Consider the following 18177-nt stretch of genomic DNA (forward strand, 5'->3'; position numbering starts at 1 on the left):
GCTTAGAATTTGTAATAATTCCACAATAGCAATGCTATCTGTTTCTTGATACCAAGAATTTTTGGAATTCCATAACCTTTCAATATTTCCCGGAATTCTCTAGTCAGCTCTACTTTTGTATCACTGTCAGAGATTCTATAAACATACTTGATATAGTCCAATAATGTTATCAAACTATAATCTACCAAGTCGTGTTCTTTTTTATCATTAAAGTAATCAATTCTCTCCCTGATTGCTTTAATATAATCCTTATATCTGCCATTCAAACCAGCATTCATTAGACTACCAGGTCTTTGATAATATTTGTACAAGCAGTTTGGCATATAGGCTACAAGCTTTGATTTATATAAAACCTTGTAGGTTGTGGCTTCATCCTCATGAAGACGACCTTCTGGAAATCGAACATTATTCCAAAGAGAAGCCTTGTACAATTTATTCCAGGCTACAGTACAAATACTATTAGTACGCATCATCCGGATTACGCTTTCATGACCAGACCATGCACCTGTCTCATTTGAAGTAAATGGTTTTTCTGGAGTGTCACCATCCCAAACATATGAGATACCGCATGCCATTACATCAGCATTATGTCTTTTGATCTGATAGTATAGTTTTTCTATGGCATCTGTAGTGATATAGTCATCACTATCGATGAAGAACACATAGTCCCCACTCATTGCATCTAAGCCTGAATTTCTAGCTCCTGATAAGCCTTTATTTGACTGATGTATGACTTTTATCCTTTTATCCTTTGACGCTAACTCATCACATAGCCTACCACTTGAATCTGTAGAGCCATCATCTATCAGGATTATTTCTAAGGCCTGATAGCTCTGATTAATTAATGAATCAACACATCTAATCAGTTGGTCCTCCACGTTGAAAACTGGTACGATAACTGAAATCTGTTCTAGTTTTTCATGATTATCTACAAATCGTACTAGCCTATCATAATATGTATCGATATTAAACTCTAGTGTATTTTTTGCCCATTTATATCCTTTTATGCCTATTCTTTCTCTTTTTAAGGGATTATGCACCAAATCAAGCATTGCTGTATATAAATTTAAGATGAAATTAGTATTTTTATCTACAATAACAGCGCCATCGCCTACTACTTCTGGAAGTGCACCGGAGTTAGTAGTTATAAGAGGTATTCCTTTTGCAATGGTTTCTAGCGCTACAAGCCCAAATGGTTCTTCATTGATAGTAGGCATAACAACTACGTCATACTCATTGTATTTAGCTGCCATATCTTTTGTAGATAGACGACTAACAAGCTTTATTTTACTGGCATTTGACCCTACTGCCTTTTTTATCTTATTCTCATATTTAGTTGTTTTACCTGAAAAACCTATAATATCAAGGGTTACTTTTTCTGATATTGATGATGGGGAATTTTTTAGAAGCAAATTAAAGGCATTCACTAATTCTAGAACACCTTTTTCTGCAATTATTCTCCCCGCATACAGAAATTTTATATATTCATCAGCGTGCCTGTTCGTTTTGACGTATGATTTTAAATCAACGCCATTATACAGGACATGCACTACTGCATTTTTTTCATATTTAAGAATTTGAGATTTAATATACTGACTGATGGCTATAAACTGCACACCAGCCTTAGCTAATTGATTTATATAATATGGTGAACGATAGATGTCCACATCATTGTGCATATGAAAATATACTGGAAATGCTCTACGCTCACCCAGTACGTTTAATAACTCTATTGCTAGAGACATTTGATTTTCAACAATTACTGCATAATAATCCTCATTCATTGATTTGTAATGATTCATAAAATCAGTAATTATTTTTTTGTCAAAGCTTCTTTTAGTACCATGACTTGTTCCTGCAGTACGATAGCACTTATCTAGACATTTATCTGCTAATGCAAAACCTTTACCTAAGGAAATAGGGAAAATTTTAGTGAAATTAAAACTACAACTTTCATAAGAAATGTCAGCAATAGTAAAAAGATCTATTGCAAAATATTTTGATATTTCATTTTGATTGATAATACATGTAATTAATTCTTCAACAGCCCCACCTTTTGAGGCAGGGACTGGAAGAATACATGGTGCAAGAATTGCAAGCTTTTTCATATCTTTACAATTTTTGTAGTCTGCCACGATATAGCTTAATTGTACGAGCCACTACATCATCCCAATTATATTTACTAAGAACATATTCGGCAGCCTGCGACTTGTATGTATGAACCTCTTTCTGATCATCAAGTAGCTGGATAAGCTTCTGCTTCAAGTCCTCTACATCACCTTTTTTAAAAGTGATACCCTTGTCGGCAACAACACCTGCTGTCTCATTTATATCGCTCACCAAACAGCAGTTGCCATAACTCATTGCCTCAAGCAAGGAAATTGGCATTCCTTCCACATCACTAGGAAGGACGTACAGATAGGCATTTGAATAAAGCTCCTCTAATACTTTGCCTTGTTGGAAGCCCAAAAGCATAATTCTATCATCCTCTCGGGCTGCTTTTTTTATTTTTGAAACATAATCATTGCTGTGACTAGTGCCACCTACGATTACAAGCTTTTTATCAGTATGAATCTGCTTATAAGCCTTTATTAAATAGTGAAGTCCTTTTTCAGGAACTATACGAGCCAAAAAAAGTATGTACTCATCTTTTTGAAGACCAAATTGTTCTGTTATTACATTGGCCTCAAGTATTTCAGGTTTTCCTATACCATTAGGAATTAATGTAGCTTCTCTTCCATATTTTTCTTTGAAAAACTGCTTGTTTCCCTCTGAAAGAACAATAAGTTCATCAGCATATTTTGCTGCACATTTTTCTCCGAATTCAAGATACTTTGTAGCGAATCCACCCCATTTAGCTCTCTGACTATCTATACCATGGATAGTTGCAACAGTATGTATTCCCAATAAATGTGGTAACCATATCATTGCACAGGAACCTGAGGCGTGAAAATGTATAACATCATAACGACAAAAAATCGCATGAAGGGTCGCTAGAATTGAATATATTGTAGCATTCAGACTCTTTTTTTCAGATGTTGGAACAGTAATAATGTGTATTCCTTTATACATCTTTCCTATTTTAACATCGTTTTCCGCGCCAGATACATGGTGACCTGCACGATTGTAAACATATACATCGTGGCCTTCTTCAACCATTTTTGTAGCCAGCTCCTCAACTACAATTTCAACTCCTCCCTCACGAGAAGGAATTCGCTTATGACCTATCATTGCGATTTTCATTGCTTATCTCCCTTTATTGCAAAAACTATTATTTCTTTTTAATGTATATAACAATAATAGCTGCTGTAGCAAGTAATACTAATCCTGAAACACCTCTTCCAGCCCACTTGAGGATAGGATTGTCCGCCTTAGCCTGTACAGTCTCCGTGTTTTCTTTGCTTACTGTTACACCAAAAGTACCCAAATCTGTAGTAACTGTCTCACCATTAGTATCTGTGTACTGAAGTGAAACACCAATTTCCTGGTTACCTGGCTTTGTGAAAGTTACATAGTAATCTTCTGTGTAGCTTTTACCAGCATATGCTGTATCAAGCTTAATTTCTCTACTAGTTGATGAAACATTACCATCTACAAGAATAACTGCATCTGTAATATTTGATGCGCTCTGGTTTACATAGCTAATGCTAAGCAATGACTTACCATTTACAATAGCATGTGTGCTAACATCCACAGACTTAACACCTATTGTACTTCCACCTGATGTTGGAATAACAACTGTAGCAGTATTATTCATTGACATGTTCATTGTCTCATATCTGAAATCACAGATGAGGTCAACTGCACTTCCCATGAAATTGTCACCGATTGTCAATGGAACTGACACTGTTTTTGTATCACCAGCTACAATAGTACCAATATACACCTGATTATCATTTCCATAAGTAGGGAACAATGAACCTGTTGAATTTGATAATGTCATTAACACACTATTAGCATTTGCATTTGATGCAGTGTTATGTAATGTAAGATTAACAGTGATTTCTTTTCCGGCTTCAATCATTCCACCTTCAATTGTATAATCCTGAACTTCAATAATGGCTACACTTGATCCTTCAACCTCATCAGCGCTTGCTACCATTGTGATATTAGCCCCAAGACAGATTACTGCACAGAGGCATACTGTAAATTTTCTTATAATAGATTTTAAGTTTTTCATTTCTGCCTCCACTACTTTTTGTTTACTTTCTTTGCATATCTTTCATTTTGGAAATAATCGTAATCAGCATTCTGAGCGACATACTCATCCATATCAAGCTTGTTTACGATAGTTCCAATAAGATTTGCTTTTACTTCTTTAAGTGAGTTGGCAGCTTCTATAAGACCATTTTTTGTTGTCTCCCCAATTCCTGTTACAAGGATTGTAGCATCAACATTAACTGCGATAACCTTTGCATCCATTGCAGCGTTTACAGCTGGCATATCATAGATTATAAAATCAAACATGTCTGTTAATTCATTTCTGGCAACGGTCATCTTGTTTGAGCAAAGAAGACGTACCGGATTATCAATAAGCTCTCCACATGGAATGTATGAAAGATTATCTGTGGTTGTCTCGTAAATAACCTTGTCAAGTTCTACTCTATCCATAAGGTAATCAGAAAGACCTTCTGTGATATTTTCATTTAATCTCTTGTAACGGCTTTTCTTTCTCATATCTCCATCAATGAGAGCTGTCCTCCACCCTGAGCTTGCAAGAGCTGCTGCAAGGTTGATAGCCACTGTAGTAGAACCATTGCCTGCTTCACAACCACAAATAACAAAAGACTTATATCCGTTCTGTTTCTTAAGGATGTGAAGATTCATGACTGCCTGATCGAAGGCATCATTTAATACATAATTATCATTTTTATAAATATCTAACTTTTTCACTGTAATGCCTCCTAACCCTTGTAATCTGGAATGATTCCAATTACAGGAAGTTCCTCTCTGATTGAAGCCTCGCGTACTGTGCGAACCTTTCTATCGAAGATCTCACCAAGTACAACCACAAGGCATGCTAATACAAAACCAACAACCATAAACTCAACTCGCTTCTTCCATGCTGAAAGAGTAGCATTGGTTGTTTTATTGTATGTATAGGCATTATCAAGTGTTTTAACTGAATCTTTATTTAAAATTTCTGACATCTCAATGGCGTAAGACTGAGCCATAGCATCTGCCATTTCCATAGAAAGTGCAGCATCTGTTGTAGTAGCGCTAAAGCTAATGATTGTAGCTGAACTATTCATGAAGTTTGATATTGCAGATGAAGATGTTTTGTTTGCTGAAGAGCTAACATAAACTGAATCCTGAACATCTTTAGCAGTAATATCGCTTCTACCAATGATTAAAGCAGCTCTCTGACTTACCTTGTAAGAATTTGCTACGTTAAGATATGCATTCATGGCTGTTACAGCATTTGTAGCGTCTGCGTAAGAACCATCTGCTGCCGCATAAACCGTAGCAGTAGCCGAATACTTATCATCACCAACATTAAGTGTAAGTCCCAATCCTATTATAAAGAAAAGAACCGTCAATAACGCGATGAACTTTTTTCTTTTGATGAGTGCCTTGAGGCATCGTCCCACATCAATTTCTAACTCATTTTTAAACATAATCAAAATATCCTTCCTACCTTATTAATGATACATTTCGCATTGTTATAGATTATAACATCTTAGTCTATTAATGTATATTGATTAAATACTTGATATTACATTGCAATAAAAAATGATTTTTGGCTATTTTCACAAATAATTCACACTCTGTCAAATCATACATTTTTACTATACCTTAAATAAATAAGGAACTAGCGTATGCCAGTCCCTTAGGAATCGTCGATAATATCATTTTCAATAATTAAATTTCCCTTTCAGTTTTTTCAACTATTAGAGGTAAAACTCTTAGTTTTATCTTTGAGCGTTATTGATCATTTCAATCTTTTTACTATTCTTGCAGGCGTCCCCACTGCAACACAATAATCAGGAATATCTTTAGTCACTACGGAGTTGGCACCAATAACACAATGTTTTCCAATATGAACATCTCCTATGATAGCACAATGTGTACCAATCCAACTACCTTCTCCAATTCTCAAATGATCATGACCATTTTTCTTAGGACTATGTGTACCTTGAAACATTATAGGGTTTGATAAGTCGTTAAAACAATGATCATAAGAGCATATATAATTATCTGGCCCTATGAGCACTGCCTTTTCAATCACAACATTTCCAGCGATTCTATTTCTTGTACCAATATCACAATTGTCCATAATAACCATGTTTTTTAGACCAAAAATATCACAAAATGGTCTAATTTTAACATTCTCCCCAAGCTCTATATTCTTCCCATTTGTTGTATGAACGTTATTACCAATATATATTCCTTTTTTATATTGTATCCCACTCCTCAAACATCTAACAAAACCAAATATATGCTGGCCTTTTTTCTTTAATTCTCGTAATTTAAACATGATAATATACCTTTCCAAAATAAATGTTTTTTTCAATAAACTGTATAGCTTTATAGTCAACCAAATCTATTTGATGAAAGTAGAGTAATAGCCAATTATTCTAAAAACAATCATATAGTCCTTTAGCACACGTTTCAATATCGCAATTTTCCAATAGCCACTTATGAAGATTTTTCCCTTTTCTGTTTCTCTCAAAATCATCATCCAACATACATTCTATACGCTGTTTCCATACAGTAGCATCATGTGGAAGTATCTCCCCCCTATCATTTGTAACATACTCTTTATAAGTCGCAGTATCCAACGACATGAAAAGTATTTCTGCTGCCGCAGCTGTATACATAATTATTAGGCCAGCTGGACACTCAGTTGTCACTGGACACATGACAATTCTAGATGAATACAAATCACTATTAAATTCATCTAATTTAACATTACACTTGATTTCCACATTAGGATAATCATCTGCACTTATTCCAAGGTTAGCAAGTTTTTCTTTTTTGAGAATAAAACAAAATGTTACATCAGGCATCATTTTTGCAATCTCAAATCCAAACTTCCAATCTCTAGATGAATTACCTCCCATAAACACATCATATTTTTTTTCTATGGAATCTTTCGCTTCCTTGAAAAACCTGTCGTATTTTTCTGAAAATTGATCGTGAACTACTTTAAAATCATTCTTTACTCCTAATTCTTTTGAAAGCAATTCTCCATAATACCTACTTGAAACCGTCCCACCAAAATCGTTTGATTTAAATGCTATCTGATATGCTTTCTTATATAATCTTCCCTTAAAGCCGCTATTAAACTTTAGCATGATATTTTGCGCTACTATTTTTCTCTTTCTAAAAGTAAGTTTGGAAAGATAAAACAAAATCACCGCTTGTAAATCAAACCAGCACAAAATTGTATCTCCATTTTTCGTTGATTTAAGCGCATTATTAGCACCATCAATCCATTGATAAATTCTCTTTTTCTTATCTCTAACTGTTCCAAGGAATTCAATTTCTGACGTACCAAATGCAATTTGCCACCTTTCTTTCATCGAATCCTTAGGCATAAAATCAAAAAGCCAATATTTCGCCATTTTATAATCCTCTACTTTCCTTAATATTTTTAGAACAAAAACATTGTATTCTTGTAAGATTTGCAATAAGCTGACATACAAAACAACCTACCACATTATGTTTCATTAACATTCTAAGTACATTTTTATTTTTTCATCTACAACATCACCTGCAAATTTTCTAGCAAACATATACTCTTCTCTACTGCAGCATTCAAAAAATTCATCTTTAGAAAATGTATATGGCTTACCTCTATTCCAATCTGTATATCGTAGATTTTGAAATTCAATATTTGGGTTTCTAAACCCATACCAATTAGATGCATATGGGGACAACTTAAGCAAAGTCTGTAAAAACACTTCATCAGCACAATAGGTTTCTTTGAAATGATTACGCACAAACTCCTCATTATTCACAATATATCTTGCGAAATCATCAGTTATACTAAACCAGTTAGCCCCTTTTCCAAGATAATGTTCCAAGCCTTCCACTCTATTCACTTTAAAGACCTTTTCCATTTTAATTATAAAATCCCGCACTAACTTTAAAGGATGCTTCCTTCTTCGACCAATGATTCTTTGCATGAAATAGTAATACCCACTACGTTCAAAAGCACTACTAGTTTCCCCATAGGAATCAAAGTCTACAAATTCCATTCCCTGATTTTTTTCAAAAAAACTATGTATTTCATCCTGATTTTTAAGAGGCATATCAACTGCTGAAATGAGATGGTAATAACTATATTTCCCCTCGTTAGTTGAAGCTTTAAGCAATCGAAGCTCTGCCTCTATCTGTGAATAATCCCCCCAATAAATATTAACCGGTGAAAGAATAAAAAGGTTCTTTACTGGACATCGTTTCATAAACCTTTCTTTATCAAATTCCTTTGCCTTAGCATCAACCAGTAAAAAGAAGTCATTGCGAGAATCATTTAATATATCTAACAAAAATTGTAATTGTCCCCATTTATCATGGGCTATTATAAGATATGCATGTTTTGACATAAAACCGTCTTCCTCTATGCTAACTGGCATTCGTTATAACTTCTATTCATTATCAATACAACATAAAGCATTAAAAATGAATACATATTCCCTGTACTCAGCATAGACAATAGATAACACACATTAGATAAAACCAAAAATCTATCACCACGTGATTTTACTACCATAAATACCAGCAATGAACAAAGTCCAAGCATACCGATTAGACCTTCATCACAAAAGATTTCCACCCAGCCAACATCGTAGGCGGTTGCTGAAATCCAGCCATCTTTTCCATTTCCAAAATGCCAATAGAATTGAACCTGTCTTCTTGTTTGAGCACCCGAACCTAATCCAAATAGAGGATTAATTTGGGCTACGTAATACATCCCCGTAAACTGACGTGTGCGAGATACTGAGCCATTATAATTACCTCCAAATCCATTCGTATTTACTGGTGCACCTTCATCTAAATCAAAATCAAACCCCACCTCATTTAATACAGATTTTGCCGTACCAACATAGTAATATCTCAAATTATCATTATAAAAACCAGCTATTCCCATATAGCTCAATAGCGCCAATGAAACAATAACAAAATGCTTTACAAAAAACATTCTTCTTTCTTTACTTTTAAGAACATAAATGAAATATATGGCTATTACCATAAAAAGAAATATCATGTCAGATCTACTACCTGAATGAATAATTGCCAAAACATCCAGACCTGCTATCACTATATATTTTTTTTCTCGTAAATAATCATATAAATAAAGTATTAGAGGGAGAATAAGAATGCACATATTGCCATATAATGCTGGTGCCATCATTGTAGTTTGCGCTCTAAGTAATCCCAATCTGTAATAAAACAGAATATATATATTCCTAGAAATTGTATAAAGCCCATCAAAAGGTCTGAATTCATTAATACTTTCAATTACACCCACAACAAACAAAAATGATGCAGCCCAAACTACAGCTTTAATCATTGTAATCATTTCTGCTTTGGTAGGTGCCAGCATATAAACTGCAACTAATAGAAGTAGCTGTTCAAATATTACTACCAACAACGTTTTTAGCGCTTGTCCATAAGTTGTAACATAATAAAGGTTCGAAATAATTCTTAATATAAAATATCCAAATAATAAATAATATTCTTTAGGAAGCTTTTTGAAATCAATCTCTTTAATGACAAAATCACGCCTTTTATTAATAAAAGTATATATATAAAAAACGATGTACATCATTCTGGTCACTGATAGTAATGGTAATGATGAACTAAATTCAATTCCATAGTAATTAGGTAAAAATAGCACACATGGAATGAACAAATATAAATATTTCTTTTTTATAAAGCAATATATATTTGCGAGCAAAAGTGTAATCGAAAAGGTACATAAAACAATACTATTGAACATTATTAAAAACTCCGTTCTTTTTTTAACAAGAAAGTTAAATCGCCTAAAACATTATCAAAAATAACGATATTTTGCAACCTTTTTTCTTTCCATTATGTAATATAATGTTTCGTATCAGCATTAAACTTGTGAGGTTATATTTTATTATGAAAAAGACAACATTCTTGTATTCATTATCGATATTTACATTTCTTGTAATATTCTTCATTGCAATACATCCCATCGCAATATTCGATACCGACGATTGGTATGCCACCTATCATCTTCGATTACCCATCCCAACAATAGGAGCATGGAATCCCATAAAAGTATTTCCTGAATGTCTTATGACATTCTTTTCATATTTAGGTGCATACACCTTATATCCACTAAATAATAGATACTGTTTTTCACTTTCAATCACGAACGGTCTTTTTGTCTGTTTTATACTTACTTTATATTTCGTTGAATTCTTTCTGCTTATAGAAAAAAAATACCAGTTCACTCTCATCAAGAATATACTCATAAATGTCATTTTCATCGCCCTTCATTTTCTAATTGTCTTCCACATAGGAGATAATAATGAACATTTATTTTACGCCTACGACATGACCTGCATTTATCATTATACTTTATCTACAGCTTTAAACGCCGCCCTTGTCATGCATTTAATAAGGACTGATGGTTTTAGGAACTGGAAGGACTATTCTAAGAAGCATAAATTCTTACTCTTTACATGGAGTTATTTAGCTATCTTTTCCAGCTTATATACTAATATTATTTTTATTGTATATGTAGGTGTCCTGCTTCTGATGACTTTAATTAACCAGGGCAAAACTCACACCTTTAACATTCAGACTTACTGTAAAACAAATATTATCCATTTGATTTTAATAGTAACTTGGTTTATAGCACTTATTATAGAAAATACCGGTGGACGCTCAGCTGATAAAGAAGAAAACTTCCTGCTAAGTTTCAAGGAATGTATCATCAATCTACTAGGTTGGTTTAATAAATTCAATCCATTATTTGTTATTTTCTCTTTAGGAACCATTTTTTTATGGATATTAACCGTTAAAAATAAAAGATGGGATGAATATGTAAAATATTTTCTAGCATATTTCCTTACAACATTTTACATTTTACTCTTAAGCTCTGTTGTTAACAGCGAGTATGTCAGCAGAATTGATGTAATGTACGCCAGTCATTTTTGGCTACTATTAATATTGATGCTATTATTTATCGACCTAATCAAGTCTTTCAAATACAGCCAAATTGCATTAGCCCCAATAGCTTTAGTAGCTGCACTTGGTACAATATTCGCTACCAGTTCCTACAAAGAACTAAATTATTGTAATATCCCATTTGAACAGTGTGAAGCATTAGCAGACGATATTATCCTTCAATTTCAAACTGCTGATAAAAACACGGAAACAGAAATAGACTTATTAGTACCTGAGTTTGATAGTGATATCAATTGGCCACTCAATATACATCAAAAGGATAACTTATCAAAAACAATGTATAGGCACAGAATCACTCATAATTTAATCATAATAAGAAATTTAGTTCCTTCAGAAGAAAAAACAAAAGAATTTATAAATGCTCAACATTAAAAAATAGCCTTCCCTGCGGAGGCTATTTTTTCTTTATGATAGATAATATCGGATATCCAACATAATACCCTATGAATTTTATTTTTTTAGAAGTATCCATATATTTGAAAATAAATTTGCCAAGTCTACACACTTCTTTATGTAAATACTGTAATTGCTTTTTCGTCTCTATATCTTCTGCCAAATTTGTCATAAGGATTATCTCTCCAACTGCTATGCCCCATTTTTCCACAGCGCAGTCAAATAAGCCTTTTTCTATTAAATGTTTGCAGGTTTTAAGCTTTGAATCTGGTGATTTTAGCTTTTTGCTATCAAAAAGGCTCCTTGAAAGACTTGAATCAGATACGCGTTGGACATAAACCGTTCGATCCAACAAGTAAAAATTCTGACATCGATCCACCAATTCAGGCAAAACATACTCATCTTCGGCAAATGTCGCTTCAGTATCAAATCTTAGCCCTTCCCACACGGATTTCTTATATAATTTACCCCACACAACCGTAAAAAGAAAATTGCTGGATTTACTGCCATTTAACTTCCAAAAACTATTTGCATCAATTACCTGCTTACAATATTCATTTGGAATAGCCATGTGCTGCTGTATTTCGCCATCATCCCTACTAACGTCCGACTCGCCTATTACAGCATCAACATTATGTTCTTTGATTGCTACAAGCATTGTAGAAAATGTCTCCTTAGGAATCCAGTCATCACTATCGATAAAAGTGATATAGTCACCTGTAGCATTATCAAGAGCAATATTTCTAGCCACAGATACACCACTATTTTCCTGCCTAATAATTTTTATATTAGGATTGAGTTTACTATACTTCAGACAAATATTTAGAGTTTCATCTGTACTACCATCATCCACTATGATTATCTCAGTATTAACATCCTTCTGGTTCAATACACTTTCTAAACACTTTTTTATATATTTTTCCCTGTTGTATACAGGAATAATTACAGATATATCACACTTACTCATTATTACTCTTTATTAAACTTAATCTTTTTCATAAGTTTTTAGACCTTTTACAATTCATTATCCAAAAAACTGGCTGACCACAATAGTAGTCAGCCAGCATAAATCAATTATTCAACTACGATACCTTTTTCTTCACAGTATGCTCTATAGCTAGCATTAACCTTATCCTTATCAGAAAGGATTAAATCTTCCTTTGTCATTCCCTCTGGGATTGGCCACTGAACATTGATGTCAGGATCATCAAATGCAAGACCACCTTCATCGTTTGGATGATAAAAATCTGTAACTTTATAGCAGAACTCAGCGTATTCGCTTACTACTAAAAATCCATGTGCAAATCCCTTTGGAATCATGAACTGCTTTTTGTTTTCCTCTGAAAGAAGAATACCATAGTGCTTGCCAAATGTAGCAGAGCCTTCACGAAGATCTACTGCAACATCATAAACCTCGCCTTTGATAACTCTTACAAGCTTATCCTGTGGGAAATTCTTTTGGAAATGAAGGCCACGAAGCACGCCCTTCTTGCTTGCAGACTGATTATCCTGAACGAATACATAATCAAGACCTTCTGCCTTCATATCATTTTCATTATATGTTTCCATGAAGTATCCTCTATCATCTCCAAACACCTTTGGAGTAATGACGCAAAGACCTTCAATACCATTTACATTTTTTTCTACTGTAATAGCCATTTTAAATCCTCGATTCTATTATAGTCCGTTTGCTACATCAACAAGATATTTGCCATAATCTGTTTTCATGAGTGGCTCGGCAAGTTTGAGTAACTGCTCCTTATCAATAAATCCACGCTTATAAGCAATTTCTTCAATACATGAAACATACATGCCCTGACGCTTCTGGAATGTGCTGACAAATTCAGCTGCTGCAAGAAGCATATCATGATTTCCAGTATCAAGCCATGCGAATCCACGTCCAAGAGTCTCAACATGAAGATTTCCACGGTTTAAGTATTCATTATTAACCGCAGTAATCTCAAGTTCTCCACGAGCTGAAGGTTTGATTGTCTTTGCAATTTCTACAACAGAATTGTCATAGAAATAAAGTCCTGGAACTGCGTAATTACTCTTTGGCTCTGCTGGCTTTTCCTCAATAGAAATAGCCACACCATTTTCATCGAACTCTACGACACCGTATTCTCTAGGGTCACGAACGTAGTACCCAAAGATTGTTGCACCTGGCTCAGATTGAGTTCTGTTAGCTGCTGAAAGAAGTACCTTTGAGAATGACTGTCCATAGAAAATATTGTCTCCAAGTACAAGCGCTACTGCATCATCTCCAATGAAATCCGCACCGATGATAAAAGCCTCTGCGAGTCCGTTTGGATGTTCCTGTACAGCATACTGAATGTCCATACCAAGCTGCGAACCATCTCCTAAAAGTTCCTTAAACACTGGCAAGTCTCTAGGTGTAGAAATAATAAGTACCTCTCGAATACCTGCAAGCATAAGTGTTGATAATGGATAATAAATCATTGGCTTGTCATAAATTGGCATAATCTGTTTTGAAATAGCTTTTGTAAGTGGATAAAGTCTAGTACCTGAACCACCTGCTAAAATAATACCCTTCATGGTTTCATTTTCCTTTCGAAGTTTTTAGTTTAAATATTCCCTTAATGCGTCCTTCCAATCAGCCATCTTGTAGCCACTTGTTAAGCGTAGCATGTAATTGTCTAAAATCGAATAATGTGGTCTATCTGCACTTGCAGGATTCATCTTTTTGTATTCCTCACTAGTGACATGATTAACCTTTACATTAATCCCCTTGAGTCTAAAGATTTCTTCTGTGAAATCCGCCCAGTTTGTATCACCCTCACATGTACCGTGGAAAATACCATAGTTTTCAGTAGGCTCAAGATGATGAATCATACGAGCAAGTTCTACAGCCGATGTAGGTGAGCCAAGCTGGTCACACACTACTGAAAGTGTATCATGTGTCTCTGCCAAGCTAAGCATTGTTTTAACGAAGTTCTTTCCATCTCCATAAAGCCACGCTGTACGAACGATAAACCATTTATCTGCAAACTGCTGAACAAACTTCTCTCCCTCGTATTTTGTCTTGCCATAAGCACTGATAGGCGCTGGCTGATCAAACTCTGTGATAGGAGCTGATGCATTACCTGGGAATACATAATCTGTGCTGACATGTACAAGCTTTGCACCAACCTTTGTAGCTGCTATAGCAAGATTTCTAGGTCCAAGTGCATTGAGCTTATAGGCAAAATCCCAATCCTTTTCACATCCATCTACATTAGTAGCTGCTGCACAATTGATAATAACATCTGGCTTGTTAGCTTCTACAAATGTAAGGACCTCATTCAAATCCATGATATTAAGCGGAGAAATATGCTCTCCTTCAACAACATCTGTAAGGATGAATTCAACCTCATCCTTGTATTCATTTTGAATTGCACGGCCAAGCTGACCATTGCAACCTGTGACTAATATTTTTCTCATCATATATTCCTGCCTTATTTATTAGAATACATATCTGTGTAATACTTCTGATAATCACCAGATGTTACATTTTTCATCCAATCCTCGTGCTCAAAGAACCAAGCGATTGTCTTCTTGATACCTTCCTCGAAGCATGTCTCTGGATACCAGCCTACCTCAGCCTTGATTTTGTCTGGAGCGATAGCATAACGCCTGTCATGACCCTTGCGGTCTGTGACGTATTTGATAAGGTTCTCTGAAACAAGCTCCTTACGTGGGTCACCATCTGGAAGCATCTCCTGAAGTGTATCAAGGATGATGTGGATAATCTGGATGTTCTGCTTCTCGTTGTGTCCACCGATGTTGTATGTCTCGAACAATCTACCCTGCTCCTGAACCATATCGATTCCCTTTGCATGGTCTTCTACGAATAACCAGTCACGTACGTTTTTGCCATCACCATAGACTGGAAGGTCTTTGCCCTGAAGAGCATTGTTGATGATAAGTGGAATAAGCTTCTCTGGGAACTGGTAAGGGCCGTAGTTATTTGAGCAGTTTGTAATGTTTGCTGGGAACTTATATGTATCCATGTAAGCCTTTACAAGCATGTCAGATGAAGCCTTTGATGCTGAGTATGGTGAGTGTGGATCATAAGGTGATGTCTCATAGAAGAAAGCGTTGTCATCATCTGGAAGTGATCCGTAAACCTCGTCTGTAGAAACGTGAAGGAACTTCTTGCCTTCCTTGAATGTACCATCTTCAAGCTCCCATGCAGCCTTTGCACAATTAAGCATTACAGCTGTACCAAGTACGTTTGTCTGAACGAATACTTCTGGGTTCTTGATTGAACGGTCTACGTGTGACTCTGCAGCAAAGTGAACTACTCTATCGATATCATTTTCAGCGAAAATCTTGCTGATAGCTTCCTTATCACAAATGTCAGCCTTTACAAATGTGTAGTTGTCGCGATTCTCGATATCCTTAAGGTTCTCAAGGTTACCAGCGTATGTAAGCTTATCAACATTTATAATTCTGATTTCGTTGTCGTATTTCTTAAACATGTAGTGAATGTAGTTTGAACCGATGAAACCTGCTCCACCTGTTACCAAGTAAGTTCTCATTATTATTCTCCTTCTATCCCTTGTAGAAATCTAATATTAACCTTTAGTATTATATACATAATTCATATAATTTTCTATCCATAAAATAATATCTGTGAATGTTTGATAACCTCATTTGTTTTTATTTTCATATTATTAAACAATATTTACAATTGGTCCTCTTGCATTTTATGATGATATCATAGATTTCTTGTACTTTATAAAAATCCCTTATTTTTTACAAACCCATTGCACGCAATGTAATATTATTGTAATATATTCCACGTGAGTTTTTCGCCCCAAATACTACAAAAAGAGTTATATTATCAAAATCAGTATTTTTTATAACTTTTTTCAGGGTCTTTTCCCAGTTACTACACATTTTATTCATATACATTACTTACACTTTTTTTATGGTGATATTTTATCCATGAAAGGAGCTGTTGAAGTATATGAAAAAGATATTCTCCCTTATCTTAGTTGCAATGCTTTCGTTATCCCCTATTTATGCATTTGCAACAGAAGATACCCCCCTTCAGACACCAGCTGTTGTGGAAGGTGAATCTACGCCTGTTCCATCAGAGGAGCCTGCTCCAACAGAAGAGCCTACTCCGGCTGAATCTGAACCTACACATGTAACGGAACCTACTACTACAGAAAAATCTACCACTGGGGAAGTACCCGTATCAGACCCTGAAACCTCATCTGAGGAAAAACTAAATACTGAGGGAACAACTGATGACAATTCTGCATCAGAACAAACATCTTCAGAAACTGTTTCTGATGAACCAACTGTTACTGATTCTGAGACAAAATCTAAAACAGCCACCGACACAGTCACAGATCAAACAAAAGATTCGGAAAAAACAGTTATACCTAAGCGACTTAAAACAATGACTACTGATAAATCGTCTGATAAAGAAACGACTTCTACTGAAGAAAAGACCTCTACTGACCTTACAGAGGATGATAAGTCAGAAGAAGAACTCACTGATGCAGATAAAGACGCAACTACAAAAGATGTAAAAATCGAAATTCCAGAACATGTGCATGAATATACATATGTAAGTAATGAAAACGGTACACATACCGTTAAATGTATTGCCCCATTGGCTCAAGCATCTGAAGATGGTACTGAAATTATTGAGGGCGAATGTGATTACGAGGAAATAGAAGATTGTACATATGACGAAAACAAAAAATGTATTTACTGCGGGTATGTGAAACCAAAGGATGCATTCGAGCCTTCTGTATCTGTTTCTATTTCAAATCAGACATGTACAATTGGTCAAAACGATCCAGTTATATGCCTTACAATTTCCCAAGAGGATTTTGATATAGAGTTTGCTCAGATTTGTTTTGCAAATTATAGTAATAATCAATATATCAATGTAGCCCTTGGACATGGAATGTATTTCAATCACAAATCTGATTCTTTCGAGTATTTATCTGACGATAATTGGTATGCTAGCCCTGATATAACAGATGAATACAGCCCAGGCAAATTCAATATTCGATCATTTTATATCAGAAGTGTAACAGGAGAGTCTGTTCATTATTCTATTGAATCAGGTAATTTGAATGAAGCTTTTCAGAATATTAGTATTGAACTTACGAATCCAACACCTTTAGGACTTTTAAAGGATTATTTCAGTTCGGGAAATGATAAACCAGAAGCACTACCTGAAGAACTACCTGAAAAGCCTGTTTATGATGAGACTGCTGATGAGATTATATTAGAAGAAACACTTGTAGAAGAACCATCTGAGGTTGTTGATGAATCTAAAGCTCCTACTACTATAGCAGAAGAGTCTAAAGAACCTGAAACTCCAATAACTGTTATGGAAGAACCTAAGGTACCGGAAGCTCCAGCACCAGTTGTAGAGAAGCCTAAGAGCACCCAACCAGCAGTTGAAGAAAAACCGGCAGAAACCAAACCTTCAACTGGTTCAACTTCAACTAACAGTACAACCAACAAATCTACCAACAAGAGTAGTAATAGTACACAAAATAATACAACCAATAATACTCAACAGAATAACAATAATTCAATTTTTAGTTTCTTAAAGAAATTATTCGGTTTAAAATAAAT

16 protein-coding genes are annotated in these 18177 nt (G+C 34.9%); 2 read left to right on the forward strand and 14 right to left on the reverse strand.

The window, feature by feature from the left end:
* Positions 1-2 precede the first annotated feature (2 nt).
* The 9 genes from BLV53_RS03030 to BLV53_RS03070 form a co-directional block, all read right to left on the reverse strand.
* Positions 3-2135 carry a glycosyltransferase gene (locus BLV53_RS03030; protein ID WP_090296909.1) on the reverse strand — a complete coding sequence of 711 codons (2133 nt, stop codon included), beginning with the start codon at positions 2133-2135 and terminating at the stop codon, positions 3-5.
* Positions 2113-3243 carry a glycosyltransferase family 4 protein gene (locus tag BLV53_RS03035; protein ID WP_090296911.1) on the reverse strand — a complete coding sequence of 377 codons (1131 nt, stop codon included), beginning with the start codon at positions 3241-3243 and terminating at the stop codon, positions 2113-2115. The genes BLV53_RS03030 and BLV53_RS03035 overlap by 23 nt, the downstream gene beginning before the upstream one ends.
* Before the next feature lie 28 nt (positions 3244-3271).
* Entirely contained in the window at positions 3272-4180 is a 909-nt protein-coding gene (locus BLV53_RS03040) for a COG1361 family protein (RefSeq protein ID WP_090296913.1), read from the reverse strand.
* Positions 4181-4191: 11 nt separating this feature from the next.
* The gene (locus tag BLV53_RS03045) at positions 4192-4893 is read right to left on the reverse strand and encodes a CpsD/CapB family tyrosine-protein kinase (RefSeq protein WP_090296916.1); all 702 of its coding nucleotides are present in this window, start codon (positions 4891-4893) and stop codon (positions 4192-4194) included.
* 11 nt (positions 4894-4904) lie between these two features.
* Positions 4905-5618, reverse strand: coding sequence for a YveK family protein (locus BLV53_RS03050; protein ID WP_090296918.1), 714 nt, complete (start codon positions 5616-5618; stop codon positions 4905-4907).
* 314 nt (positions 5619-5932) lie between these two features.
* Complete coding sequence (locus BLV53_RS17265; protein ID WP_242879027.1) at positions 5933-6478, reverse strand: acyltransferase; 546 nt, start codon at positions 6476-6478, stop codon at positions 5933-5935.
* Between the two features lie 100 nt (positions 6479-6578).
* Entirely contained in the window at positions 6579-7568 is a 990-nt protein-coding gene (locus tag BLV53_RS03060; protein WP_090296921.1) for a glycosyltransferase family protein, read from the reverse strand.
* A 105-nt stretch (positions 7569-7673) separates the two neighbouring features.
* Positions 7674-8552 carry a beta-1,6-N-acetylglucosaminyltransferase gene (locus tag BLV53_RS03065; protein WP_170830735.1) on the reverse strand — a complete coding sequence of 293 codons (879 nt, stop codon included), beginning with the start codon at positions 8550-8552 and terminating at the stop codon, positions 7674-7676.
* Between the two features lie 14 nt (positions 8553-8566).
* Positions 8567-9778: an O-antigen ligase family protein gene (locus BLV53_RS03070; protein ID WP_139298916.1), complete on the reverse strand. Its 1212-nt coding sequence runs from the start codon at positions 9776-9778 to the stop codon at positions 8567-8569.
* Positions 9779-10740: 962 nt separating this feature from the next.
* Here BLV53_RS03070 and BLV53_RS16825 point away from each other — a divergent pair.
* Complete coding sequence (locus BLV53_RS16825; RefSeq protein ID WP_139298917.1) at positions 10741-11544, forward strand: hypothetical protein; 804 nt, start codon at positions 10741-10743, stop codon at positions 11542-11544.
* A 22-nt stretch (positions 11545-11566) separates the two neighbouring features.
* Here the strand turns inward: BLV53_RS16825 and BLV53_RS03080 are convergent, their stop codons facing one another.
* The 5 genes from BLV53_RS03080 to rfbB form a co-directional block, all read right to left on the reverse strand.
* Entirely contained in the window at positions 11567-12532 is a 966-nt protein-coding gene (locus BLV53_RS03080; RefSeq protein WP_090296931.1) for a glycosyltransferase family 2 protein, read from the reverse strand.
* 107 nt (positions 12533-12639) lie between these two features.
* A complete protein-coding gene (gene rfbC, locus BLV53_RS03085) occupies positions 12640-13224 on the reverse strand; it encodes a dTDP-4-dehydrorhamnose 3,5-epimerase (RefSeq protein WP_090296933.1) in 585 nt (194 codons plus the stop codon).
* An 18-nt stretch (positions 13225-13242) separates the two neighbouring features.
* Positions 13243-14121, reverse strand: a complete 879-nt coding sequence (gene rfbA / locus BLV53_RS03090) for a glucose-1-phosphate thymidylyltransferase RfbA (protein ID WP_090296936.1) — start codon at positions 14119-14121, stop codon at positions 13243-13245.
* A 24-nt stretch (positions 14122-14145) separates the two neighbouring features.
* Positions 14146-15006, reverse strand: coding sequence for a dTDP-4-dehydrorhamnose reductase (gene rfbD / locus BLV53_RS03095; RefSeq protein ID WP_090296939.1), 861 nt, complete (start codon positions 15004-15006; stop codon positions 14146-14148).
* Between the two features lie 14 nt (positions 15007-15020).
* Positions 15021-16106, reverse strand: a complete 1086-nt coding sequence (gene rfbB, locus BLV53_RS03100) for a dTDP-glucose 4,6-dehydratase (RefSeq protein WP_090296941.1) — start codon at positions 16104-16106, stop codon at positions 15021-15023.
* Positions 16107-16537: 431 nt separating this feature from the next.
* Between rfbB and BLV53_RS03105 the strand changes: the two genes are divergently transcribed.
* Entirely contained in the window at positions 16538-18175 is a 1638-nt protein-coding gene (locus BLV53_RS03105) for a hypothetical protein (RefSeq protein WP_090296943.1), read from the forward strand.
* Positions 18176-18177: the final 2 nt, after the last annotated feature.

Source organism: Pseudobutyrivibrio sp. ACV-2, from assembly GCF_900107545.1.
GTDB lineage: Bacteria > Bacillota > Clostridia > Lachnospirales > Lachnospiraceae > Pseudobutyrivibrio.